General features: G+C 69.4%; 18 protein-coding genes. 12 read left to right on the top strand and 6 right to left on the bottom strand.

Translation table 11 applies throughout. From position 1 onward, the window contains the following. Positions 1-35: 35 nt before the first annotated feature. The 4 genes from LOZ83_RS00475 to LOZ83_RS00460 all read left to right on the top strand — a co-directional run bounded on the left by LOZ83_RS00475 (position 36) and on the right by LOZ83_RS00460 (position 5,112). The gene (locus tag LOZ83_RS00475; RefSeq protein WP_236787751.1) at positions 36-1,424 is read left to right on the top strand and encodes an amidohydrolase family protein; all 1,389 of its coding nucleotides are present in this window, start codon (positions 36-38) and stop codon (positions 1,422-1,424) included. Between the two features lie 249 nt (positions 1,425-1,673). Then, positions 1,674-3,251, top strand: a complete 1,578-nt coding sequence (locus LOZ83_RS00470) for a sugar ABC transporter ATP-binding protein (protein ID WP_236787750.1) — start codon at positions 1,674-1,676, stop codon at positions 3,249-3,251. Beyond that, positions 3,248-4,267: an ABC transporter permease gene (locus LOZ83_RS00465; RefSeq protein ID WP_236787749.1), complete on the top strand. Its 1,020-nt coding sequence runs from the start codon at positions 3,248-3,250 to the stop codon at positions 4,265-4,267. The genes LOZ83_RS00470 and LOZ83_RS00465 overlap by 4 nt, the downstream gene beginning before the upstream one ends. A gap of 32 nt (positions 4,268-4,299) precedes the next feature. Then, positions 4,300-5,112, top strand: a complete 813-nt coding sequence (locus LOZ83_RS00460) for an SDR family NAD(P)-dependent oxidoreductase (protein WP_236787747.1) — start codon at positions 4,300-4,302, stop codon at positions 5,110-5,112. A 52-nt stretch (positions 5,113-5,164) separates the two neighbouring features. Here the strand turns inward: LOZ83_RS00460 and LOZ83_RS00455 are convergent, their stop codons facing one another. After that, positions 5,165-6,376: an amidohydrolase family protein gene (locus LOZ83_RS00455; protein WP_236787745.1), complete on the bottom strand. Its 1,212-nt coding sequence runs from the start codon at positions 6,374-6,376 to the stop codon at positions 5,165-5,167. A gap of 223 nt (positions 6,377-6,599) precedes the next feature. On the opposite strand from LOZ83_RS00455, the gene LOZ83_RS00450 reads away from it, so the two are divergent. Genes LOZ83_RS00450 through LOZ83_RS00440 form a run of 3 tightly spaced genes read left to right on the top strand, consistent with a single transcriptional unit; the run spans position 6,600 to position 10,074 of the window. Further along, positions 6,600-7,733 carry a substrate-binding domain-containing protein gene (locus LOZ83_RS00450; RefSeq protein ID WP_236787743.1) on the top strand — a complete coding sequence of 378 codons (1,134 nt, stop codon included), beginning with the start codon at positions 6,600-6,602 and terminating at the stop codon, positions 7,731-7,733. Positions 7,734-7,752: 19 nt separating this feature from the next. After that, complete coding sequence (locus tag LOZ83_RS00445) at positions 7,753-9,231, top strand: aldehyde dehydrogenase family protein (RefSeq protein WP_236787740.1); 1,479 nt, start codon at positions 7,753-7,755, stop codon at positions 9,229-9,231. 12 nt (positions 9,232-9,243) lie between these two features. Further along, positions 9,244-10,074, top strand: coding sequence for a mycofactocin-coupled SDR family oxidoreductase (locus LOZ83_RS00440; RefSeq protein ID WP_236787739.1), 831 nt, complete (start codon positions 9,244-9,246; stop codon positions 10,072-10,074). Between the two features lie 755 nt (positions 10,075-10,829). Here LOZ83_RS00440 and LOZ83_RS00435 read toward each other — a convergent pair. The 3 genes from LOZ83_RS00435 to LOZ83_RS00425 form a co-directional block, all read right to left on the bottom strand. Next, entirely contained in the window at positions 10,830-12,098 is a 1,269-nt protein-coding gene (locus LOZ83_RS00435; protein ID WP_255822243.1) for a bifunctional 3,4-dihydroxy-2-butanone-4-phosphate synthase/GTP cyclohydrolase II, read from the bottom strand. 167 nt (positions 12,099-12,265) lie between these two features. After that, positions 12,266-12,907 carry a TetR/AcrR family transcriptional regulator gene (locus LOZ83_RS00430; RefSeq protein WP_236787738.1) on the bottom strand — a complete coding sequence of 214 codons (642 nt, stop codon included), beginning with the start codon at positions 12,905-12,907 and terminating at the stop codon, positions 12,266-12,268. A gap of 503 nt (positions 12,908-13,410) precedes the next feature. After that, positions 13,411-16,026 (bottom strand): AAA family ATPase, encoded by a 2,616-nt coding sequence (locus tag LOZ83_RS00425; RefSeq protein WP_236787737.1) that lies wholly within the window; start codon positions 16,024-16,026, stop codon positions 13,411-13,413. 241 nt (positions 16,027-16,267) lie between these two features. Here LOZ83_RS00425 and LOZ83_RS00420 point away from each other — a divergent pair, with 241 nt between their 5' ends. The 5 genes from LOZ83_RS00420 (at position 16,268) to LOZ83_RS00400 (ending at position 21,953) form a co-directional block, all read left to right on the top strand. Continuing rightward, positions 16,268-17,344: a zinc-binding dehydrogenase gene (locus tag LOZ83_RS00420; protein ID WP_236787736.1), complete on the top strand. Its 1,077-nt coding sequence runs from the start codon at positions 16,268-16,270 to the stop codon at positions 17,342-17,344. After that, on the top strand, positions 17,331-18,218 hold the full coding sequence (locus tag LOZ83_RS00415) for a hypothetical protein (protein ID WP_236787735.1): 888 nt from the start codon (positions 17,331-17,333) through the stop codon (positions 18,216-18,218). Before LOZ83_RS00420 ends, LOZ83_RS00415 begins: the two co-directional genes overlap by 14 nt. Positions 18,219-18,347: 129 nt before the next feature. Continuing rightward, entirely contained in the window at positions 18,348-19,562 is a 1,215-nt protein-coding gene (locus LOZ83_RS00410; RefSeq protein ID WP_236787734.1) for a cytochrome P450, read from the top strand. 64 nt (positions 19,563-19,626) lie between these two features. After that, the gene (locus LOZ83_RS00405; protein ID WP_236787732.1) at positions 19,627-20,925 is read left to right on the top strand and encodes an amidohydrolase family protein; all 1,299 of its coding nucleotides are present in this window, start codon (positions 19,627-19,629) and stop codon (positions 20,923-20,925) included. An 89-nt stretch (positions 20,926-21,014) separates the two neighbouring features. Then, positions 21,015-21,953 (top strand): tetratricopeptide repeat protein, encoded by a 939-nt coding sequence (locus LOZ83_RS00400; protein WP_236787730.1) that lies wholly within the window; start codon positions 21,015-21,017, stop codon positions 21,951-21,953. A 54-nt stretch (positions 21,954-22,007) separates the two neighbouring features. Here the strand turns inward: LOZ83_RS00400 and LOZ83_RS00395 are convergent, their stop codons facing one another. Continuing rightward, positions 22,008-22,514: a hypothetical protein gene (locus LOZ83_RS00395; RefSeq protein ID WP_236787728.1), complete on the bottom strand. Its 507-nt coding sequence runs from the start codon at positions 22,512-22,514 to the stop codon at positions 22,008-22,010. 164 nt (positions 22,515-22,678) lie between these two features. Continuing rightward, positions 22,679-25,438 carry a bifunctional YncE family protein/alkaline phosphatase family protein gene (locus LOZ83_RS00390; protein ID WP_236787727.1) on the bottom strand — a complete coding sequence of 920 codons (2,760 nt, stop codon included), beginning with the start codon at positions 25,436-25,438 and terminating at the stop codon, positions 22,679-22,681.

Below are 25,438 nucleotides of genomic sequence, written 5' to 3'. Positions count from 1 at the left end.
TCGGAGGTCCGAGCGCTGTCGAGCGGAGGACGTCGATGACCCCACCTCGGAAGGCCAGGCCGGCACTGCGCGAAATGGCCGCGTTGCGCGGCGAGCGCTATCTGATCGTTTCCAGCGATTCGCACGCGGGACCGCCGCCGGAGAAATACCTGCGGCCGTACTGCCCGGAAAAGTACGTTCGCGATTTCGACGAGTACTGCGCGCAGGCCCGCGTGCACGCGGAAAAGATGCGCGAACTCGTCGACGCGGGCCGCGCGCGGAACAAGCCCGGCGCGACGCTGCGCGAGCTGGGCCTTGAAGGTACCGCGGAGTGCGTCGAATGCGCCGGGCACTGGGATCCGCACGTCCGCCTGGCGCACATGGACAGCTCGGGCGTGGCCGCCGAGGTCGTCTTCGCCGGCGGGCAGAACTTCGAAGAGCTGCCGTTCCTGGGCAAGGGCTGGAACGCCGGGCTTGCCGGGGTTTCCACGGAACTGCGCTCGGCCGCCCAGGTGATCTGGAACCGGTGGCTCGCCGACCACATCAGCGTGAATCCGGACCGGCTGGTCGGCGTGCTGCAGAATCCCGTGTGGGACGTCGATCTCGCGATCAAGGAGACTGAGTGGGGTGCGTCGCGCGGCCTGCGCGTGCTGAATCTGCCCGCGCCGCGCCACGACCTCACGCCGTACACCGACCACGTCTACGACCGGCTCTGGGCGGTGTGCGAGGAGACCGGCACCGTGCTGGTCACGCACAGCGGCGGCGGTGAGGAACCGATCGGTGCCGCCGCGCGGCGGGGGCGTTTCCTGCACATCGCGGAGAACCACTGGCTCGGCAACCGCGCGCTCGCGCAGCTGATCTTCGGCGGGGTCTTCCACCGCCATCCGGCACTGACCTATGTGCTCACCGAGCAGCGCACCGAGTTCGCGCCCGACCTCGTGACGCACCTCGACACGGTTTACGACGCGGGCACCCGCGCCGAGCGGCAGGGGCCGGGCGTGTACCCGGCGGCGCCGTTCCTGTACTCGGGCAGCGACATCGACGAGGACCCGCGCAGCCCCGAGGCGCTGCCGGAGAAGCCGAGCTTCTACTGGCGGCAGAACTGCGTGCTGTCGGGGAGTTTCCTGGCGCCGTACGAGGTCGCGTACCGGCATGAGGTGGGGCTGAACCAGCTGTTGTGGGGCACGGACTACCCGCATCTGGAAGGCACCTGGCCGCATACGCCGGAGTCCATCCGGCACACCTTCCACGACGTGCCCGAGGACGAGACACGCCTCATCCTCGGCGAAACCGCGTGCGTCGTCTACGGCCTCGATCGTGACCGGCTGTGGCCGGTGGCGCGGCAAATCGGCCCGACGCCGCAGGAGGTCGCGACACCGCTGACGGAGGCGGAGATCCCGCGCGGCCGCAACGGCGCCTTCCGCGAAACCGGCACTTTCGCCTAGCTATGCCGGACGAAGCCGCGCCTCTCGTCCGACAGCCGTGTTTGCGCGCCACGTCGGTGAGTTTGCTCGCGGCGACGGTGAGTTTGCGCCCCGCGCGCTCGATCAACGCGCGCGTTGCCGACGTGAACGGTGCCTGGTCAACGTAATCGTTGACTCGGCATGTGTGCCGTGTAACACTCCATCGAGAGCGGGGCGGGCGTGCAGCGAGGCACGTCCCCGACCGCCGAGATCCGGTGAGGATGGCCGAACGTGGCGAATGGCGAAACGACCGTCGCGGTCACCGACGCGGCCGCGCGGGAGACCGGCGACGCGCCGGCGCTGTCCGTGCGGGGGATGAGCAAGTCCTTCGGGCCCACGAAGGCCCTTCAGCCGATCGACCTGGACATCCGCCCCGGCGAGGTGCACGCGCTCCTCGGCGAGAACGGCTCCGGCAAGTCGACGTTCATCAAGTGCCTGTCGGGCTACCACAAACCCGACGGCGGCGAGGTCCACGTCGGCGGGCGGCGGCTCACCCCGGGCTCGGCGGCGTCCTCGCACGCGCTGGGCTGCCGTTTCGTGCACCAGGACCTCGGCCTGATCGGCACCGAGACCGTACTCGACAACCTCAACCTCGGCGGCGGGTACCGCACGGTGCTCGGCACGATCGACGGCCGGGCCGCCCGCCGCACGGCGCTCGCCGACCTCGAACGCGCGGGCGTCGACATCGACCCGAAGCGCGTCGTCTCGACGCTGTCGCCCGCGCGGCAGACCGCGGTCGCCGTTGCCCGCGCGCTGCGGCCCGACGACAGCGGGCAGCCGCGCCTGCTCGTGCTGGACGAACCCACCGCGCGCCTGCCGCAGAAGGAAGTCGCGCAGCTGCTGGACATCGTGCGCTCCGTCGCACGCGCCGGCGTCGCGGTCATCTACGTGACGCACCGCATCGAGGAGGTGTTCGCCGTCGCCGAGACGGTGACCGTGCTGCGGGACGGGCGCAAGGTCGCCACCCGCGCCGTCGCCGACCTCGACCGGCCCGCGCTGGTGGACCTGCTCGTCGGCGGTGAACTCGACGCGGTCGACGCCGAGCACAGCGCGCAGCCGGGCGCCGGTGCGCCGGTGTTGCTCAGCGTCGAGAACCTCACGTCGGTGGAGGTGACCGCGATCGACCTCGAAGTGCGCCAAGGCGAAGTGGTCGGCATCGCCGGGATCACCGGCTCCGGCCGGGAAACCCTGCTGTCCACGATCTTCGGCGGCGTCCCGCGCGAAGTCGGCACGGTGCGCGTCGGCGGCGCGGCGCTGCGGCCCGGCCGTCCGGACCTCGCGATCGGTGCCGGTGTCGCCTACCTGCCGCCCGACCGCAAGGTCTCCGGCGCCGTGATCGACCTGACGGCCCGGGAGAACCTGATGCTCGCGGACCTGCGTAAGCACTGGCGCTGGCCGCGGCTGTCGCGCAAACGCGAACGGACGGAGTGCGCGGGCTGGTTCTCCCGGCTCGCCGTGCGCCCGCCCGACGCCGAACGCCCGCTGTCCGCGTTCAGCGGCGGCAACCAGCAGAAGGTCCTGTTCGGCAAGTGGCTGCGCACCGCGCCGAAGGTGCTGCTGCTGGACGAACCGTCGCAGGGCGTGGACATCGCGACGAAAGCCTTGCTGCACAAGGAAATCCTGGCCGCGGCCGAAGCGGGCGCGGGCGTGGTCGTCAGCTCCTCGGACACCGAGGAGCTCATCGCGGTCTGCCACCGCATCCTCGTGATGCGCCACGGCCGGATCGCCGGAACGCTCAGCGGAAAGGACAAGACGGTGCTCAACATGTCCCATCTGTCGCTGGGCGCCAGAACGGAGGAGGCGGCATGAACAGACTGGGTTTCGACCGGTTCAGCGCCTTCTACCTCGGTGCGATCTTCATCCTCGTGTTCGGGATCTGGACCCCGGACCTGTTCCTGACCTCGTCCACCGTCCACACGATCGCGTCGTCACAGGCGATCAGCGCGATCATGGCGATCGCGGTCATCGTCCCGCTCGCCACCGGCGTGTTCGACCTGTCGGTCGGCGCGGTGGTCAACCTGTCCGCGGTGATCGTCGCCGTGCTGCAGGTGCGCAACGGCTGGGGCGTGTGGCAGTCGATCGGCGTCGCGGTCGGCGTGTGCGCCGGGATCGGCGTGATCAACGGGTTCATCGTGGTCAAACTGCGCGTCGGGGCGCTGATCGCGACGCTCGGCACCGGCACGATCATCGGCGCCTTCCAGACCATCGTGTCCAAGCAGACGCAACCGCTGCCGCCGGACTCGGACCTGTGGAACAACCTCACGCAGACCACGATCCTCGGCGGGTTCCAGATCGTCGTGCTCTACCTGGTGGTGATCGCGGTGTTCTTCTGGTGGCTGCTGGAGCACACGCCGATGGGCCGCCAGCTCTACGCGTCCGGCGGAAACCCCGACGCGGCAAGGCTTTCCGGCGTCAACGTGGACAAGTGGCGGTGGCTGTCGCTGGTCATCTCCGCGACCCTGTCCGGCGTCGCGGGCGTGCTGTACTGCTCGCTGTCCGGCCCGTCGCTGACCTTCGGCGCCGCGCTGCTGCTGCCCGCCTACGCCGCCGCGTTCCTCGGCTCCACCCAGATCAGACCGGGCCGGTTCAACATCTGGGGTACGGTCATCGCCGTCTACGTGCTGGCCACCGGCATCCAGGGGTTGCAGTACGTCACCGGCGTGCAGTGGCTCGGCGACATGTTCAACGGGGTCGCGCTGGTACTGGCGGTCGCGTTCGCCTCGCTCTCGCCGGTGCTGAAGGCCCGGCGCCTGCGAGCGGCGACGGTCGAGGAGAAACTCGCGGACTTCGAAGAAGACCCGGAGGAAAAACTGATCCGGAGCTGACCGGCCGGACTGTCGAGGAGGAGGAAGTATCCATGGAGGCAGGGCGGTTGCTGCGGGACCGGCGGGTCATCGTGGTCGGTGGCGGCGGCATGGGCAACGGCCGCGCGATCGGGCGGGGCGTCGCGGAGGCGGGTGCCCAGGTCGCGCTGGTCGACATCAACCCGGACCGGGTCACCGAGGCCGTCGACGACATCACCGAGCGGGGCGGCAAGGCCCACGGGCTCGTCGGCGACGTTCGGGTGCAGTCCGATGTGGAGCGTCTGGTGGCCGACGCGGCCGGCCGGATGGGCGGGATCGACGCGCTGGTCACGGTGGTCGGCGGGTATTCGCTGTTCACGCCGTGGACCCCGCTGGCCGAGGTGTCCGACGACCAGTGGAACCTGATCATGGACCTGAACCTGACCTACGTGATGCGGTTCGCGCGCGAGACGTTGAAGGTGTTCCTGGACCAGGGAACCGGCGGGTCGATCGTGAGCATCGGGTCCATCTCGGGCAATGTGGCGAGCCCGTACGGCGCCGCGTACGGGGCGGCGAAGGCGGGGCTGACGAACCTCGCGAAGTCGGTGTCGGTCGAGTACGGCTCGCAGGACATCCGGATGAACGTGGTGTCGTGCGGGGTGATCGCGACCGAGGCGCAGCAGGCGAACTTCCCGGACGGCGGCGGGCTAGCGGAGCGGGTCCCGGCGGGACGGCCCGGACGGCCGGAGGAGATCGCGGCCGCGGTCGTGTTCCTCGCGTCTCCGTACGCGTCCTACATCAGCGGCCAGAACCTGACCGCAGACGGCTCGCTGACGTCCCGGTTCCCGTTGCCACTGCCCAATATCCCGCCGAACGTCGCGGGCTGACGACCCGGAAAAGGGCGGGCGATCTCGCATCGCCCGCCCCTTTTCCGTGGTGTCAGTTGGGCATCAGCAGTTCCGAGTTGGTGACGAAGAACTTCTCGGCGATTTCCGCGCCGAGCGGCGCGATCTGGTCGTACATCTTCTGCTTCGACTCCTTGCCGCCCTCGACATGTGGGTAGTCGGTCGCGTAGCAGTAGCTGTCGGCGACGTTGGGGTAGCGCCGGAAGTCCTGTGCGACCGGCTCGAAGTCGTTGAACGGGGTGACGCGCACGTTCCGGTTGATGTACTCCGACGGCAGCATCGAAATGTGGTTCTTCAGCCGGTTGTGGTAGACGTCCCGCGCCCACATGTCGAGGTTTTCCGCGGCCGGGCCGAGCCACGACGAGCCCTGCTCGATCATCCCGAGCCGCAGGCCCGGGAACCGCTCGAAGACGCCGCCGAGTGTCAGCACGGCCAGGAAATGGCCCGCGGTGTAGTGCAGGGTGGCGAACGAGTACGGCTCGAGGCCGAGTTCGATGCTCCGCGTCTTGCCCAGCGCGAACGCCGGCACGTTCTTCTTCCACACCGACGACGCGAACAGGCCGTCCTCGTTGCCGACGTGCGTGACCAGCGGGACGTTGTGCTTCTCCAGCAGGCCCCAGAACTCGTCCATCGCCGGGTCGGCCGGGCTCACACCGGCCGGCGGCACGCCGTGCGGGATGTTGACCGCGCGAACTCCCTTGCGGATCAACGATTCCGTCCGCGCGACCAGGTCGTCCACGGTGCCGTTGTCCATGACGTAGGCGACGCAGCGGATGCGGTCCGGGTTCGCCCTGGTGGTCGCCGCGGCCCAGTCGTTGTACTCGTTCAGGCCGGTGTCACCGAGTTCGCGGATCTCGTCGATGGTGCCCTTCATGCCGAGGAAGTTGTGCACCTTGAACTCGTCGCCGATCTTGAGCATGCTCGCGAAGATGGCGAAGCTCGGGAACACCAGCTGCCGCGCGACGCCCATTTCGTCCATCACCTGAAGCCGGCGCTGGAAGTCGAACGCGCCGGGTGCGCTGGTGCCCTTGAGGTTCCACACCGAGTCGTGGTTGATCTCGGTGACGTCGCCGGCCAGTTCGGGTGCGTAGAAGTCGTTGCCCTTCTGGAGTTTCATCGAGCCGGTGACCTGCTCGGCGATCTCGCCGGCCGCCGGGCCGAAGGTCCGCCCCCAGAAATGCAGCGGTGCCATCTCATGGCTGTCGGCGTCCAGAACGCGGTCGAGTAGCGGGGACGGAGCGGGCATCGTCGGCACTCCCTAGTGGGTCAACGTCGGTGTTTTCTCCAGTATGGGAATGGTTCTCTCCGGCTGTCAACGTTGGCGATGATGGCACTTGATTTCCACCTTGACAGCCCTTTCGGCCTGGACTTACCGTTGCCGGGACAACGTCGACGTTGACGTTGAAAACGGAATCGGCGGACGGCGGGTTCCGGCTCGGGGGGAATTCCACCGGGAACAAGGAGACAACGTGGTCCTCAAGAAGCTCGTCCGTGGCGCGCTCGTCGCCGCGCTGCTGGTACCCGCCGCGTGTGCCTCGTCGGCCACCACCACGGATTCCGGTGGTGGCGCTGTCGTCGATGCGGCGCAGGTCTCGGCGGCGAAGGACGTCGTCGCCAAGGCGTCGACCTTCCCCACCAGCATCCCGGTGACCGAACCGCTGCCGTCGCGGCCGCCGGCCGGCAAGACCCTGGTCTTCCTGCAGTGTGAGCAGCAGGAGTGCCACCACGAGGGCGAAGGGATGCGGGCCGCCACCCAGGCCATCGGCTGGGACCTCAAGACGCTGAACTTCAAGGCATCCGACCCGGCGACCCTCGTCGCGGCGCTGCGCACGGCGCTGCAGTACAAGCCTGTCGGGGTCTACTTCTCGGGCGTCCCGCAGGCGGTGTGGTCGAGCGTGCAGGCCGAGTACGCCGCCGCCGGCTCCTACATCACGGACAGCTACGTCATCCCGGCACCGAGCGGTGCCGGGATCGAGGCCGGGCACGGCTACGACGACCACGCGCAGGAGGTCGGCCGGGTCGCGGCCAACGCACAGCTCGCGGATTCGGGCGGCCAGGCAGCCAACTCGCTGCTGGTGAGCGTCCCGGACTACCCGGTGTTCAACCCGACCGCGCAGGCCTACCACGACGTGATCGCCAAGTCCTGCCCGTCGTGCAAGGTCACCGACGTCAACGTGACACTGCCGCAGCTGCTCGGCGGCCAGCTCGTGCCGGCGGTCGTCTCCGCGGCCAAGCGGACCCCGGGCGTCAAGTACATCGTCGCCGTCAACGGCTCGTTCACCGCGCAGCTGCCGCAGGCGCTCAAGGGCGCGGGCCTCGACGGCAAGTTCAAGCTCATCAGCGGCACCGGGATCTCGCGCGACCAGCAGAACGTGCTCGCCGGCACCCAGCTCGCGACGATGAACAGCCAGCTGGAGATGGGCGGCTGGCAGGACGTCGACATCGCCGTCCGCAAGGTCATGGGCCTGCCGGTCCCCGCGGGCGACCACGCCGCACCGGTCACGCTGCTGACCAAGGACAACATCGGCACGCCGAGGGACTCCTACGACCTGCCGGCCGATTTCGCGGGCCAGTTCAAGAAGCTGTGGAAGGTCGCGGGCTGAGGCCCGGGGAAGGCGGGAAATGAGCGACACCAACAAAACCGGACGCCTCTACATCGACGGTGCCTGGCGGGAAGCCGCGAACGGGGCCACGTTCGAGGTGCGGAACCCGTTCGACGAATCGCTCGTCGGCACGGCGGCGGACGCGACCGGGCGGGACGTGGCGGACGCGGTGGGCGCGGCGCGGACCGCGTTCGACACCACGACCTGGCCGACCGACGTCGACTTCCGCAAGCACTGCCTGCGGCAGCTGGAAGAGGGCCTCGGCAAGGTCAAGGCCGAGCTCGCCGGCATGGCGACCCGCGAGGCGGGCATCCCGGCGAACCAGGCGAACCTCATCGACTCGGTCATCGAGGAGGTCGCCTGGACGGCCGGGCTGATGGACCGGTTCGGCTGGGAGGTGACCCTGCCCGCCGCCGAAATGCTCGGCATGAGCAGCTCGCGGGTGGTGCGGCAGGAGCCGCGCGGCGTGGTCGGCGCGATCACCCCGTGGAACGCGCCGACCGGGATGAACGTCGGCAAGACCGCGCCCGCGCTCGCCGCGGGCAACACGGTGGTGCTCAAACCCGCGCCGGACACCCCGCTGTCCGCGGTGCTGCTGGCCGAGGTCATCGCGGAGACCGACATCCCGCCGGGCGTGTTCAACCTGATCACCTCGAACGACAACGCCGTCGGCGGCGACGCGCTCACCGGCGACCCGCGCGTGAACATGTTCCACTTCACCGGATCCACCGCGGTCGGCCAGCGCATCGCGAGCCGCGCCGCGGTCGGCTTCCGCAAGGTGGTGCTGGAACTGGGCGGCAAGTCGGCCAACATCATCCTCGACGACGCCGACCTCGACACCGCGATCCCGTACAGCGTCGGCATGTGCATGTACAACAGCGGCCAGGGCTGCCTGCTGCCCACGCGGATCCTGGTGCCCGGCAACCTCTACGACGAGGTGCTCCAACGGGTCGTCGCGGTTGCCGAGGCGATGCCGTGGGGTGACCCGCGCGCCGAGCAGACCCTGGTCGGCCCGATCATCCGCCGCGGCCAGGTCGAGCGGATGGCCGGACTTGTCGACCGGGCCCGCGAGGCCGGCGCGACGATCGCGACCGGTGGCACCAGCGGCCATCCGGATTTCGAGAAGGGCCACTGGTACCGGCCCACCGTCGTGACCGATGTGGACGAAACCGCGGAGATCGCACAGACCGAGGTGTTCGGCCCGGTGCTGACCGTGCTGCGCTACGACGGCCGCGACGAGGAGGCCGTGCGCATCGCCAACGCGACCCGGTACGGCCTCGGCGGGTTCGTGCAGAGCACCGACGCCGGGCGCGCCCGCGAGATCGCGAACGCGCTGCGTTCGGGCGGCGTCGCGATCGGGCCGTCGTTCTGGGTCGCGCCCGACACCCCGTTCGGTGGGTACGGCGCGAGCGGGATCGGCCGCGAACGCGGCGTCGAAGGGTTCCTGGAGTTCTTGCAGGCCAAGGCGATTTCCACGCCGGCCACGACCAACGCGTAAGGAGAAACCGAAGTGGGACGGGTAGCGGGCAAGATCGCGTTCATCACCGGGGCGGCCCGGGGCCAGGGCCGCGCGCACGCCGTGCGGCTGGCCGAAGAGGGCGCGGACATCATCGCCATGGACATCTGCGGTCCGATCGACACCTCCGTCGCGAAGCCCGCGACGCCGGAGGACCTCGCCGAGACCGCGCGGCTGGTCGAAAAGGCGGGCGGCCGCGTGCACACCTTCCAGGGCGACGTGCGCGACTTCGCCGCGCTCAAGGCCGGCCTGGACGAAGGCGTAGCGGCGCTCGGCGGGCTGGACATCGTCGTCGGCAACGCCGGTATGTGGTCCTACGGACTGGTCGAGGAGATCCCGCTCGAGGCCTGGAACACGATCCTCGACATCAACCTGACCGGCGTCTGGCACACGGTCCGCGCGGCCGTGCCGCATCTCAAGGCGGGCGGCAAGGGCGGGTCGATCATCCTGACCAGCTCGGTCGCCGGGCTGAAGGCGTACGCGCACTGCAGCCCGTACGTCGCGGCGAAGCACGGCGTCGTCGGGCTCATGCGCACGGCCGCGGTCGAGCTCGGCGAGTTCTCCATCCGGGTCAACACGGTGAACCCGTCCAACGTGCGCACCGACCTGATCCACAACGAGACGACCTACCACCTGTTCGCGCCGGACCTGGAGAACCCGACGTGGGAACAGGTCGCGCCGCGGTTCCAGGGCATGCACCTGCTGCCGAGCCCGGACGTGCTGCCGGAGGACGTGGCGAACGCGGTGCTGTTCCTCGCGTCCGACGAGTCGAAGCGGACGACCGGCCTGACCCTGACCGTCGACTGCGGCAACTACACGAAGTAGGCGGCCACCCACCGGCTTGCGCTACACCGGCGAACACGCGCTTCTCGGTGTGCCGCAGGCCGGACGTCGTCGCGGCCCTGGATCTCCTGCGTGGGCGGCCGGGCGTGAATCCGTTGCGATATCTGGATGTCGTCGATCCGGCGAGCGCCATCACCTCCGGCTACCCCGCGGAATGGAACACCCATTTCGGCATCCGCTCGGGCTCCTGCCCCGACCACGAGGTGGAACGCCCTGGCAGTCGGGGGGCGCCTCGCGCCGTTGGCAGTTGGTGGCGGTGCCTCGGGCCCTTGGCCGCGTCCGATCACCCCGGCCGCACCCGGCACGCGACCACGCCGTTCCGGGGCCGCGGTTGGCCATGCCTTTCGCCCGGCCGGCCCGGTCATGCCGGGCGGGCCGATGCCGGGCCACGGCGGTGGTTCGGATTCCACGGGGTCGCGTCCGGATGCGGCGCGAAGCGGGCAAGTTCGGTGCCCTCGCCGCCGTTGGCCCGCCCGGAAACCGGGGCCGGCCTCGATCATGCTCGGCGGTGAGGGGGCGGGTTTGCCGCCGGCTGCGGCTGGTCCGCGGGCGCCGTTCCTCCGGCGCTCGGCGCTTCTCCGCGCTCGGCAGGGGAGCGCGATGCGCTCGGCCACCGACCGCGGCCATCCCCACATGCACTTTCTTGGCCTCGTGGCCGTTTTCTCGGCCCAAAGAAGCGCGGCCAGGCGAGGCAGCACATCGCCACCCCACCCGGCCGCACCCGGACCCCCGCGAGGTCAGCTTCCCGTCAGGCGGATGTCGTGGCCCATGCGGTCGCGCTTCGTGCGCAGGTACGACAGGTTCTCCGAAGTCACCACCGGCGGGATGTCCACCCGCCCCGCGATCTCCAGGTCGAAGCCCTGCAAACCGCCGTACTTCGCCGGGTTGTTGGTGATCAGGCGGATCCTGCGGGCGCCCAGCGCGGCGACGATCGTCGCGCCCACGCCGTACTGCCGCTTGTCCACCGGCAGCCCCAGATCCCGGTTCGCGTCGACCGTGTCCCGGCCCCGCTCCTGCAGCGCGTACGCCCGCAGCTTGTGCCCCAGCCCGATCCCGCGACCCTCGTGCCCGCGCAGGTACACCACGATCCCGCGCCCCTCCGCGGCGATCATCTCCATCGCCTGGTCGAGCTGCGTACCGCAGTCGCACTTCAGCGAGCCGAACGCGTCCCCCGTCAGGCATTCGCTGTGCACCCGGACCAGCACGCCCGGGTCGTCCGGGCCGGTCGCGGTGACGTCGCCGAACACCAGCGCCACGTGCTCTTCGTCGTCCAGCAGCGAACGGAACGCCGTGGCCCGGCAGATCCCGTACGTGGTCGGCAGCAGCGCCGTCCCGGTCTCGACCACCAGCCGCTCCGTCGCGCGCCGGTAGCGCACCAGGTCCGCCACCGTCACCACGGGCAGGTCGTGCTCGCGGGCGAACTGGGCGAGATCCCCCGGGCGGCACATCGTCCCGTCGTCGTTCACCAGCTCGCAGATGACGCCGACCGGGGACTTGCCCGCCATCTTTAACAGGTCGACGGCCGCCTCGGTGTGGCCCGCGCGGCGCACCGTGCCGCCTTCGCAGTAGCGCAGCGGGAAGATGTGCCCTGGCCGCCGCAGATCGGACGGCCCGGTCGCGGGGTCGGCCAGCGCGCGCACCGTCGCCACCCGGTCCGCCGCCGACACGCCCGTGCTGGTGCCGGCGTGGTCAACGGAAACGCTGAACGCGGTGTGATGCGCCTCGGTGTTCGTCGGCGACATCGGCGGCAGGCGCAGCTGGTCGAGCCGCTCGCCCTCCATCGGCACGCACACGATGCCCGTGCCGTGCCGCACCATGAACGCCATCTGCTCGACGGTGATGTCCTCCGCCCCGACCACGAGATCGCATTCGTTCTCCCGCTGGTCGTCGTCGACGACCACCACCATCCGGCCCTCCGCGAGCGCCGCGACCGCCCGGTCGAGCGTGTCGACGCCGGCGAGGGTGCCGGATGCGGTGAAGTCCGTGGTAGCCAGCTCGGTAGACATCGTCCTCTTCCTCGCCTCGTCAACGTCCATGTTGATTCCGAGATTAGCCCGCCGCCACGGGCCGGTGCAAGGCGAACACGGTCCGATCGCGTCACATTCGGCCGGCGCGCACACGAAAACGCCCGCGGCCAACGCGTACGTTGACCACGGGCGGGAAGGAAAAACGACTACCGCGTGGCGTTGCCCTCCAGGAAGACCCGCGCGAACGTCGCCGAAAGCTCGTCGGCGTCGTACTTGAGCTCGGGGCGGTACCACCGGTGCATCCAGTTGATCATCCCGAACAGTGACAGCACCGCGAGGTCCAGCGGCACGTCGGTGCGCAGCGTGCCGTCGCGCTGTCCCTTCGCGATGATCGAGCGCACCACCTTCTCGTACCGGCGGGTCTGGTCGATCACGTCGACCGCCCACTCGCTGTCCTGGCGGGAGATCCGGCCGAGATCCTCGGTGTAGATGCTCATGTGCGGGTAGTTCTCGACGTAGTTGCCGACCATCGAGTCGATGAGTGCCCGGATCTTGTCCGGCGTGCTCTTGCGGCCGCGCTTGATCCGCTCCGCGACGTCGCCGACGTTCTTCAGCGCGTGCCGGACGATCTCCTGCAGCAGCTCTTCCTTGCTGCCCACGTAGTAGTACAGCGAGGCGCGGTCGGTGCCCAGCGCGTTGGCCACGTCGAGCAGCGTCGCCGACTCGAATCCGTGCTTGCGGAACACATCGGCCGCGACGCTGATGATCTCGGCGCGGCGTGCCAGGTAGCCGGCGCTGCCCTCCTCCAACGCCGCCTTGCGGCGGGCATCGATCCCGCTCTTGGCCATACAACCCCTCCGTTGATTCGCACGTTTTCGTGTCCCGGTCGAATGGCCGGAACGGCACGAATCGACAGACGATCACAGGCTAACACCGAAGCGTAGCGCCCGGACGGTAACGGTGCGGAGGGGCACGCCGGTCTCAGCCGGTCGGGACGGCACTCGCCCGGTCGGGTGTCACACCGCCGATCCGCTCGGCGGCAGGCACGGCACCCACCGGCCGGCGAGCGTCGCGGTGTCCGTGTCGTCCTGGGACCGCCCGGCACCGGAAACGATGACGACGTCGTCCCCGGTGTGCGCGCCCGCGAGGCACCGGCAGCCGAACCGTTCCGCGAGCCGCTCCAGGTACGGCCGGATGAGGTCGGCGTGGCGCAGCGGCGTGGTCAGCGAGCCGCCCGTCCAGCACCAGCACGTGGTCGCCGGCGTCCCGCACCTCGCCTTCTATCCCGCGAAGACCTCGACGAGCTGGCCGAAGTTGACTCGATCAGGCCGTCGATCAACGAGTCCGTTGATCAGGTCGGCTCGAACTTGAGCGCCTCGGCCAGTTCCTCACGCCTGTTGATGGCGAGCTTCTCGTACGCGCGCTGCAGCCGGTTTTCGATGCTGCGCACGGACAACACCAGCTCGTCGGCGATCGCCCGGTTCGAATACCCGCGTGCCGCCAGTTCCGCGGTCGCCCGCTCGGCCGCCGTCAGCGCCGACCGGCTGGAGATCGACCGCAGCGTCGGCGTGATTCCCTCGCACTGCGCCAGATAGTTGCGCGCCAGGTGACTGACCGCGGTGCGGCGGCGCGGTTCGCCGTGCTTCTCCCACCGGGTCGCCGCGTCCGCCGCGGCCTCGACCGCCAGCGCGAACGCCCCCGCCGACGCGAACTCGTGCGCGGCCTTCTCCAGTGTCGCCGGGTCACCGGAGTGCAGGCCCTGGACGTGCAGCAGCCGGGCCGCGTAGAACTCGCCGTCCAGATGCTCGCCGAGCGCCTCGAAACGGGCGAGCAGCTCGTCGGTGCGCTGCCCGTCCATCAGGCGGACCAGCGAATGCAGCGCGACCGACTGTCCCACCCGGTCACCGATGTTTTCGGTCAGCGCCAGCATCTCGTCGAGCCAGGCGCGGGCCTTCGCCAGCCGCCCGCCCGCGGCGGCGACCCACGCGTGCGTGTGCAGCACGTCGGAGGCGTTGTAGAGGTACGCCGGATCGGACTCGTCCGCGCACTGCTCCAGCACCTCTTCGGCCTCGGCGACCTCACCGCCCAGGGCCAGTGCCATCGCGAGCCGCTGCGCGCTCTGCCGGTGGAACATCGGCCGCCCGAGGTCGGCGAAGATCGCGATCGACTCGCGCGCGTACTTCGCCGCCGTGCGCACCCGGCCCTGCGCCGTCAGGATCAGCGCGAGCTGCGACGCGAACGACGCCTGAGCCTCCGCGGAGTGCACCCGCACGGCCCGCCGGTGCTCGTCTTGCGCGAGCGCCTCGGCCTCGGCGCAGCGGCCGGTCATCAGCAGGATTTCGCAGCGGTTGTAGTGGTGGAACCACGGGTACCAGGCGATCGGCTCGGCCAGCGCGAGCTGCGCCGTGTGCCCGCGGTAGGTCAGTTCGAGCGCCCGCTGGGTCCCGCCGCGGCGGCCTTGGGCGTGGGCGCCGGTCAGCGACGCCCAGACGAAGGTCGCGCCGGACGCGCGGTAGAGCAGGTCCTCGACCGCGGACCAGGTCGCCTCCGGGCCGCGCGACATGACCAGCACGGGGGAGCTGCGGGCGAGGATCTCGTCGCGCCACACCGGATCGGCCACCTCGGTGCGCCCGGCCTCGGCCAGCGCCAGCTGCTTCTCCGGAAGTCCCGCGTACAGGCAGTTGTCCATCGCGGCAATGGTGACCCGGGCGCGCTGCCCGTCGTCGGACGCCTCGGCCATCAGCCGGGCGAGCTGGTCGTCCGCCTCCTGCCACCGGCCGCGCAGCCCCGCGAGACCCGCCGCGAACAGTTCGGCCTCGAAACATCGCTCGAACTGCAGCGAGGCGTTGACGAGCTCCTCGGCGAGCCCGATCGCGTAGCTCCAGCGCGCCGTGCGCGCCGCCGCCAGCAGCCGTTCCGGATCCCGGCGCCCGCTCAGCAGCAGCAACCGGCCCAGCCGCAGCATCGCCGCGGGTTCGGTCGGGGCCCCGATGCTGTCGGCGAGCTGGTCCGCGATCGCCTGCACCCGCAGCATCGGCAGCCGGGCGCGCAGCACCTCCGCGTACACCGGGTGCGCGAGCCGCGCGATGACGACGGCACCGACCCGTTCGCAGCCCACGATTCCTTGCCGCTCCAGCTTTTCCGCGCGGCGCAGATCGCCGAGCGCGGCGAGTTCGGTCAGCGTCAACGGTTCGCCGACCGCGATCACCTCGGCCAGCGCGCGGTCGTCGTCGTCGAGGGTGCGCAGCCGGGTCTCGATCAGCTCGATCAGCCGGGCCGACGGGGTCAGCTCGCCGCGCAGCCGCCACATGCCTTCGGCGCAGGTCAGGGCACCGTCGCGGACCGCGCCGAGGACAAGTTCGCGCAGCACCAGCGCGTTCTGCTCGGCGTGGTCGGCGAAGACCTCGACCGCGTCGGGATCGACGTGCCCGAGCACCTCGCCGAGCAGCTCGCCGACCGCCTCGGTGGCGAGCCCGGCCAGCTCGATGCGCGTGATCTGGTCGTCCTTCCAGGCGGTGACCAGCACCTCCGGCGACGGTTCCTCGGCACGGACGGTGAGCAGCACGAACGCCTCGTTCGCGGCGATGAGCTGGTAGATCACCGTCGCGCTCGTCTCGTCGAGCAGGTGCGCGTCGTCGATCATCAGCACGAGCCGCCCGCCGGCCGCGAGCGACGCGATGGCACGGCGGGCCCGCAGCAGGGCTTCGGGCTGGTCGGGCGCGGCGCCGAGATTGCTCTTCAGTCTGGTGGAGGAGAGCAGGTGCGACAGCGCGGCCAGCGGGATCTGCGACTGCGCCCCGGTGGCCGTCGCTCTGGCGACCTCGTAGTCCTCGCCGGCGGCGAGGTTCAGGCATTCGACGGCCAGGCGGGTCTTGCCGACCCCGGGCGGCCCGGCGATCACCGCGCCGCGGCAGTCGGGGTCACCGATGAGTTCCCGGATCCGGTCGAGTTCACTGCTGCGTCCCACAAACGGCCATTCAGCGCTGATGGTCGTCGATCCGCGACTCACGGTGCCTCGGCTCCCTTGCGTCAACGTCGGTGCTGACAACCCTCGGATCATAGGACGTGGGCGCCGTCACACCAAATCCCAAGGTCTACCCCGTGCCGCCGGCCGCGCAAGCGAAGTAGTCGGTACTCCTGTGCCCCACGCCACGTGACGGGTGGAATCCGCCAGAGCGATCAATGAAGCCCGTGGAGGGAGACAGCAGATGAAAGCAGCCCTGTTCGTCGGAGTGAACGAGCCCATCTCGGTCGAGGAGGTCGAGCCGCTGCCGCTGGGTCCCCGTGACATCCTCGTCCGCATCACCGCGTCCGGGGTGTGTCACTCCGACCTGTCCCTCGTGGACGGTACCCTGCCCTTCCCGCCCCCGGCGGTACTCGGCCACGAGGGCGCGGGCATCGTCGAGGCCGTCGGCGAGGACGTCAGCACCGTCAAGGCCGGCCAGCGGGTGATCAGCTCGTTCATCGTCTCCTGTGGCGAGTGCTGGCATTGTCGCAACGGAATGGCGTTCGTCTGCGCCGAGACCATGCAGTTCCACGCCAAGCCCCACGCGCTGCGCGGCGACGGCACGCACCTGCCCTGCCTCGGCGGCCTCGGCACGATGGCCGAGACGATGACGGTCGACGAGCGGCTCGTGGTGCCGGTCGAGTCGGATCTGCCCGACACCCAGCTGGCGCTGATCGGCTGCGCGATCACCACCGGCGTCGGCGCGGTGCTCAACACCGCCAAAGTGCAACCCGGCTCGTCGGTCGTCGTGTTCGGTGCGGGTGGCGTGGGCCAGTCGGTCATCCAGGGGGCCCGGATCGCGGGCGCCGAGCGGATCATCGCGGTCGACCCGGTCGACCTCAAGCGGAAGGCCGCGCTGCGGCTGGGCGCGACCGATGTCGTCGACCCGGGCGACGCCGAGGTGGCGGAGGTCGTCAAGGAGCTCACCGACGGCCGTGGCGCCGACTACGGCTTCGAGGTGGTCGGCTCGCCCGCGACTGTCAGCGCGACCGTTGACTCGGTGCGCTCGGCCGGCACCGCGGTCGTCGTCGGCGTCATGAAGCCGACCGAGAACATCTCGCTGCACGGGCTTTCCTTCATCTACAGCGGGAAGAGCGTCGTGAGCAGCTTCGGTGGCTCGTCCATCCCGAGCCGCGACTTCCCGAAGTACGTCTCGCTCGTCGAGTCCGGTCAGCTGGACCTGCGCAACATGGTTTCGCGCGAGTTCAAGCTCGACGACGTCAACGAGGCCTTCCGGGCCACCGCGGCCGGCGAGGTGCTCCGCGGTGTCCTGGCCTGAGGAGACGGTCATGCCCGGCATCCCGCTTCCCGGGCCGGATATCGCGAACCGGCCCGCCAACCAGACCAGCCAGCTCGTCTTGGAGATCGCCGTCGCGGTCGCCGTCGTCCTGATGCTCTACGTCGGCGTGCGGGTGCGGCAGCGCTGGGGCACCTGGCTCGGCCTGGTCATCGTCATCGCGACCGGCTTCGGCAGCGGTGTCGAGCTGTTGTTCAACACCACGGCCAATTTCTGGTACTACGCACCGGGAGCGCACGAGCTGATCACCAGCTGGGGCAGGCAGGTGCCCGCGTGGGCGGCCGGCTCGTACATCCCGTTCTACGGCGGGCTGGGCATTCTCGGCTGGTACCTGATCGAGCGCGGCGCTTCCCGGTTGACGCTGGCGTTGTACGGCCTGGCGATCTACGTCGTCTTCATCGTGACCGAGATCGTGCTGGTCGGGATCGGCCTGTACGCCTACTACGGTGACCAGCCGTGGCAGATCGCGTCCTTCCCGATCTGGATCTCGGCGGCCAACGTCGCGATCTGCCTGACGATCGCGGTCGGCGCGTCCCGGATCAGCCGGGGCATCACCGGCTGGCGGGTGTGGCCGCTGATCGGGTTCGGGCCGGTCCTGATCGGCGGTTACCTGGTCGGGTCCAGCTGGCCGATGATCACCGCGCTCAAGGGCGACAACCCGAGCACGGCACAGCTGTGGCTCTCGGGCGCGGCCGCCACGGTGATCGCGGTCGCGTGCGTCGCGGCCATCCTGGGGCTCGTCCCCCGGCGCGGCCGCACGGACACCCTGCTGCCGAGGCAACGGGTTTCCGGCGATGTGCGGCAGTTCGGCGCCACGGCGGAAAACGGCGTGCGCACGCTGCCGGGCGGCGGCTGAGTAGTCACCACCGGTGTCCTGTGTGGACACCGGTGGTGCGGGGAGTAGTCGCTACTCGTGACCGAAACCGCACGGATTGATTCGCTCTGAACTTGACTGGGTCCACGCTTCACGAATCGAGGCACCGCAATGACCGCGGAGTACAAGAACTACGACCACCACGCTTTGAACGAGTCCTACGACACCGTTTTCGAGCACTGGGCCGATATGCTCGACAAGTGTCCGGTCGGGCACAGCGACGCGCACGGCGGCATGTGGGTCGTGACCGGCTACGAAGAGCAGGTCAAGATCATGCGCGACCCGGCCGTGTTCTCCTCCTACCCGGCGAGCTTCCCGTCGTTCCCGCAGCCCAACAAGATGATCCCGGTCGAGATCGACCCGCCGGACCACCAGCGGTACCGGGCACTCGTGGCCGAGCCCTTCTCGCCGAAGCGCGCCCAGTCCTACGAAGAGCCGCTGCGGAAGATCGTCAACGACCTCATTGACGAGTTCATCGAGGACGGCGAGTGCGACGCCTTCGAGTCGATGGCCGTGCCACTGCCGGCGCTGCTCGCGACGGTGTTCCTCGGCGTCCCGCTGGAGGACGGCCAGCGGTTGCAGCAGTGGATCCACGCCCTGGTGCACGAGACCACCAGCCGCCCCGAAGCCGCCATCGAAGCGGTCACGCAGATCTACACCTACTTCGGTGGCCTGTTCGCCGAGCGCGCCGGTTCCGACGGCGACGACCTCATCTCGATCATCTGCCGCGCCGAGATCGAGGGCGAGAAGCTGACCCAGGAGCAGCTGCTCGGGTTCGCGCTGTTCCTGCTGCTGGCCAGCATCGACACCAGCCAGAAGGTCATCGGCTCGATGTTCTGGCGCCTGGCCAACGATCCCGGGCTGCTCGCCGGGCTCGCCGCCGACCGCGACCAGGCCGGTGCCGCGGTCGAGGAGTTCCTGCGCCTGTACTCGCCGGTGATCGGGACCCGCAAGGTCGCCCAGGACACCGAGGTCGCCGGCTGCCCGATCAAGGCGGGCGAGCAGATGCTCCTGCTGCTGGGCGCGGCGGGCCGCGACGAGCGCACCTTCCCCAATGCCACCGAGTTCCGGCTGGACCGGGCCAACAGCACCAAGCACCTCGCCTTCGGCCACTACATCCACAAGTGCCTCGGCATCCACGTCGCGCGCGTCGAACTCCGTGTGCTGCTGGAGGAATGGCTCCGCCGCATCCCGGAGTTCACCCCGCAGCCGGGCGCGCGGGCGCAGTGGTCGAACGCCCAGGTGCAGGGCGTCATCAAGTGCCCCATCCAGTTCCCCAAGGGGCAGAAGGAGAACGTGGCCGTCTGGACCGGCCGTCAACTCTGATGTTGACTAGAGTCCGTGCACGACCTAACGTGAACACACCTGCTCTTCTCCCCTGGAGGTACCGATGACGCAGCTCAGTGGCGAGCGGGCGCTCCTCGTCTCGTCGGACGGCCACGCGACGGCGCAGATGCGGGAGTACATCCCCTACATCGATCCCGCGATGCGCGCGGAGTTCGAGGCGTTCTGCGATGTGTTCGACCGCGAAGGCATGACCACGGTCAACCCCAAGAGCCTCGCCAACCGCATCGATCCGGAGTTGGTCCAGGAATGGATCGACACGGTCATCGAGACCGGCCGGCTCGCCGGCCAGCACGATCCGGAGCGCCGGCTCAAGGAACTCGACCACGAGGGCATCTCCGCGGAGATCATCTTCCCCGACTTCGGTCTGCCGTGGGAGCTGCACCCGCCCCTGGTCGCCGCCATTCTCGGCTACCAGCGCACGCCCGCACAGGTCGAGGCCGCGAACCGGGCCTACAACCGGTGGCTCGTCGACTTCTGCGGCACCGCCCCGGAGCGGCTGCACGGCCTGGCCGTGGTGTCCTTCGCGGATGTCGAGGAGACGATCAAGGAAATCCACTGGGCCAAGGAAAACGGCCTGAAGGGCATCGTCCTGCCGGCCTTCAGCGAGGCGCGCCCGCTGTTCCATCGCGACTTCGATCCGGTGTGGAGCGCGCTGGAGGAGACCGAACTGCCGGTGTCGACGCACACCGCGATCTCGTCGATCAGCGACCATCTGCCCGCCGCGATGCTGCAAGCGGTGCCGGACCCCGCGTGCGCCGCGCCGCTGATGACCGCGCAGGCGTTCTTCTTCACGCAGCAGATCCTGGGCCACGCGGTGTGGGGCGGGGTCCTCGAGCGGCACCCGGGCCTGCACCTCGTGCTGACCGAGCAGGGTTCGGGCTGGGTCATCGGCGCCGTGCGCGGCTGGGACTACTCGTGGGGCCAGAGCTATCTGCGCCGCGACGTCCGGAAGGTCGTCAAGGAGAAGCCGTCGGTGTACTACGAGCGCCAGGTGCACATGGGCTCTTCGCTGTTCTCCAAGGCGGAGGCCGAGGCGCGCGCGGACATCGGCGTGCACAAGATCCTGATCGGCTCGGACTACCCGCACCACGAAGGCACGTGGGGTGCGGGCCCGGGCACGACGGAGTACATGCAGGCCACCCTGGGCGCGGCTCGCGTTCCGGTGGAGGACGCGCGCAAGATGCTGGGCGGGAACGCACTCGAGACGTTCCACCTCGACGGCACGGCTCTGCGCGCGGTCGCCGATCGGATCGGCACGCCGATCTCGACGCTGCTGCGGGAACCGACGAAGGAATGGTTCCCGCGCGGGGATGTGCACAAGCCGCTGCTGTCGGCTTGGTGATTCCGGCGAACTGAGCGGGACGGGCCCTCGGGTCCGTCCCGCTTTATCTATTGTGGACAAGAGCCGCGCCCGGGCCGAAAACGGCGGAATTGTCTCACTTTGCCGGTTCCAGGCCATTTATCTGTCTGCTTTGGACGCCGGCCGGGTACCAGTCGGGCCATTTCGACGAGGCTGAGGATGCGTACCAAGCACTGCTCCGCGAGCAGCGCAAGCCGACCGGTTCGGATCAAGGCGTGGCGCTCGCCGCGGGAACAGGGCTGTACCTCACTCGTTTCGAGCGAGGCGATTGGGCAGGCGCGGAACGACTGCTCTGTGACATGGTCGCCGCGTACGACCAGGCGAGCCCGCCGTTTCGGGTGGGCTTGCTCCAGACTCGGCGCGAGCTAGCGCACGTGAGGCTGCATCGCGGCGAGTACACCGAATCTGTTGGCGAGTTGCGCTCGATCGCGTTGGAATGCCACGAACGGTGGGGAGACGCGAGCCCGCATACCCTTCTCGCTCGCTTCGTCCTCGCTGAAGCGCTGGCTGTCGCTGGATCTGTTGATGAAGCGGTGACCCTGCGGCAGCAGGTGATCGACTGCAGCGCTCGCGTAGTGGGGATCAGGCCCAAGCACGTCGCGTATCTGCGTGTCGCGCTCGCCGACACCCTCATCAGGGCCGGTCGCCTCGACGAGGCTGAGCGCGAGCTTGTCGCGATCGCGCCCGCCTACGCAGCCGCGGAATCGGGCGTGGAAGCGACGCTGACATTCCGCTCCACATTGGCCGCGGCGGCGACCGAACGGGGGCGGCACGAGGACGCTCTGCACCAGCGGACCGAGCTGCTTCCTCAGTTTGTGAAACGGTATGGCGAGGAACACCCGCGGACACTGGACATCCGCTTCGAGACGGCCAAACTGCGGCACCGACTCGGCGATTCCGCTGCCGCGATGGCCGCCCACCGAGCCGTGCTCGGCGCCCGGACGCGCGTGCTCGGTGAGGAACACCCTGACACCATCAAGAGCCGCGAAGCGCTGGGCGGCGCGACCTGAGGCGACTTGGCCACGGCGCGCGGAACCGGCGAGTCGCTGACCCTGCTCCGCGGATCACGGTCGCACTACGTGCCCGGATTGCGGATCGAACACCACGAGACCGAACTCGCCGGCGAGTGCGACGACCGCCTCGATCGCCGGCGAGCCGCGCTCCGACCAGCTCATGCTCATGAACACGTGGTCGATCCCGACCGACAGTGGCGTCGACATCCATGGCGAGTCGGCGCCGACCTCGCCGTCGTCGGGGAATCGGCCGCGGAGCCGCTCGTAGAATCCGGCAACCCGCTCGTCCAACTCGCCTTCGGTGTGGTTCGGTTCGCTACACCGATCGACCATCTCGCGGATCGCGGCATCGTCGGCATCCTCCGCCGCCAGCACTACAAGATCGAAACTCACGCGGCCATCATGCACGCCGAAGCCGGCGAAGGTGGACCGGCGTAGCAGTTGGTGTTCGGCGGTGACGAACATGTGCGGGTGGTTGTGGGTGTCGAGGTAGGCACGCAGTAGCTGGATGAGGAATGGCGGCGGGGTGATCGTGCGCGCGGCCGTGGCTGGTGGCATGGCTCGCCGACGGCAGGATCCGTTGGGGGGCAAGGTTTTCGAGCCACGCCGGTCTCCGGGGGCTATCTCGCCTCGGCGTGGTGCGCGCCCGGCGGCACACGATCCCACCCGCTGAAAAGGGCCTCTGACCGGCACCGGTCAGAGGCCCTTTCCCAGTCAGGCTGTCAGCCGTCGTGGTCCGAGGACGGGATGTACGCGCCGGGCACCTGGTCCGGTGCGACGACCTTGTCCTCACCCGGATAGGGCTGCGTCCACCCGTGCGTCTCGTACCACGTGAGGTGGTTCATCTGCTCGGGATTGGCGTAGTCCGGCACGGCGTCCGGACCGGTCAGGCGCTGGTGGCTCTTCCAAGCCTGCCACTGATCCGCCAGTTGCTGCTTGTCCGGCGGCACCGTGGTCGACGGCGCCGTTGCGGCGAACTGCGGCGCCACGACATCCGGGCCGCAGGAGGGCTGCTGCGTCAGGCCCAGGGTCAGCGAAGTCCGGTTCGGCACCGCGGTGTACGGCGTGAAGTCGGGCCTCTGCGTGAACGCCGCGGCCATCGGCGTGGCCGCGCTGTCCTTCTGGTTCATCGGCTGGATGCCGAGGATCTGCTCGATGGTCCGGATCATCGTGATCTGCGAGTAGTAGTGGCTGTCCACCACACCGTGCTTCGCATAGGGGCTGATGATCTGGATCGGCGCCCGGTGCCCGTCGACGTGGTCCAGACCAGCCTGGGAGTCGTCCTCGACCACGAAGATCGCGGAGTCCTTCCAGTACGGGCTGTGCGAGATGGTGTCGACGATCTGGCCGGTCGCGAGGTCGTTGTCGGCGACCTGGGCGGCCGGGTTCGGCGGGCCGCCGGTGTGGTCACTGGACAGCCAGAACATGTTGAGGTTGGCGGGGCCGTTCTTCTCGAAGTCCTGCTTCCAGATCTGCTCCCGGTAGATGTCCGGGACGCTGGTGTCGAACTTCGGGAAGCCCGGCACCGACACGTTGTTGAGCGACGGGATCGGCGAGGACGACACCAGCGGGTACGCGGTGTTCTGACCGGTCGCCGCCATGTTCTTGGTGTCGCAGTACAGGTTCTGCCAGGTCGCGTCGGCCGGTTTGGTCAGGAACTGCTGGAACTCACCGAAGTCGCGCACCGACTTGCCGGCCGCCTGGGCGCCGGTCCAGATGAAGCCGGACTTCTGGTGGCCGAGCGCGTCGTCCTCGGTGTCGTAGCTGCGCAGGTACTCGCCGGCCGAGGATTCGGTGTACTCCGGGTCGTCGGCCTGCATCAGCCAGTTGTGCCCCTCGGCGGAGTTCGTGCCGATGTCGTAAGTGTTGTCGTACAACCCGAACTGCTGCTCCAGCGCGTGCTGGTTCGGCGTCACGTTCTCGCCGAACTGGTTCACCGCCGGGTCGCCGTTGCCGCGCGAGTCGTCACCGAAGACCTGGTCGTAGGTCCGGTTCTCCTTGACGATCAGGAACACGTGCTTGATCGTCGACGGGTCACCGAGGCGCTGCGGGACCGGCACCGGCTGCGGCCTGTTCCGGTTGTCCTGCGCCAGCTGGACCGAGTTGGGGGTCCACCCGTTCTGCTGGAAGACCTTGGCGGTGTAGCCGCGGATGGCGCGATCGTCCGGCAGCTGGAACCGCTGCACGCTGGCCGTCGTGTCGTGCGTGCCGTGCCCGGCCGCCGTCGTCGGGCGCAGCGCGTCGATCCCGCGGGTGTTGGACACCACGATGTCCTTGCCGACGGTGCTGATCGCCGTCGGGAAGTAGTCCGTGGGCAGCAGGCCGACGTAGCTGACCGGCTCCTGCGGCCTGGTGTAGCGGTAGACGGCGACCGCGTTGGCGCGGCCCAGCGTCACCAGCAGGTGCCCGTCGTCGGTGAGGGTGATGCCGTCGGGCTCGTACCCGACCGAGGCCTCCGGCCACGGCTGGGTCGCGATGGTCTGGACCACCTTGTCGTGGGCCGTGTCGATGACGGACACGTCGTTGCTGTTGGTGTTGGCGACGAACACCGTGCCGTTCTTGGCGTACACGGCGGTCGGGTGCAGCCCGACGTCGATGCTCCGCACCGCGGCGGCCGGGTTCGCCAGGTCGATGACGCTGACCGTGCCGGTCGTGGTGGCACCGGTGACCGGGCTCGCGGGCACCTGGGTGTTGTAGGAGTTCAGCGTCGAGTCACCGGGCCCTGCCGGGCGGCCGCCCTCGTTGCTGACGTAGAGCCGGTTGCCGACGCGGACCAGGTCGCGCGGGGCGTTGCCGACGGCCCAGCTCTGCTTGATGGCGCCGGTCGCGGCGTCGATCGCGACGACCCGGTTCTGGCCGTTGACCGCGGAGTACACAGTGGACCCGTCCGGCGTGAACACCGCCTGTGCCACCAGCGCGTGCTTCGGCCCGTCCGCGGGGATCTTGATAGACGTCGGGTTGGCCACGGTGCCGTCGGGGAGCACCGAGAACCGGGTGTACCCGTCGGTCTGCGCCATCCACAGCGACTTGCCGTCGGGGGAGTACGTCGGGCCTTCCTGGCCCACGTCGTTCCCGGTGATCTTGAGGTTCGCGGTCGCCGAGTTGCCGACGAGCTGCTGCACCTTCCAGTTCTTCAGGTCGACGATGGTGAGCGCGATCCCGCCGTCGGTGGTGAGCGCCGCGAGGTGGCTGCCGTCCGGGCTGACCGACGACGCCATGATCTTGCCGTTGTTGACGACCAGGCGGTCACCGATCGGGTCGAGGTACTGGTCGCTGGAAACGACCTCGCCCTTGTCGGTCTGCTGGCCGACGTGGTCGGTGCCGAACTGCTGCGTCGAGGCGAAACCGATGCCCGTGCCCGTCGCGACGAGCGCGAGCGTGGCGGTACCGGCTGTCGCCAGGCGTACTTTGCGGCCACTACGTGTGCTGAGAAGGACGAACCGGCCCTTCCCGGCACGCCGTCTGCGGCGTGTTACCTGCAT

The sequence above is a fragment of the Amycolatopsis sp. GM8 genome, from assembly GCF_021653975.1.
Lineage (GTDB): Bacteria > Actinomycetota > Actinomycetes > Mycobacteriales > Pseudonocardiaceae > Amycolatopsis_E.
Note: the sequence above shows the minus strand (reverse complement) of the source record. Positions and strands in the feature narration are given on the sequence as shown.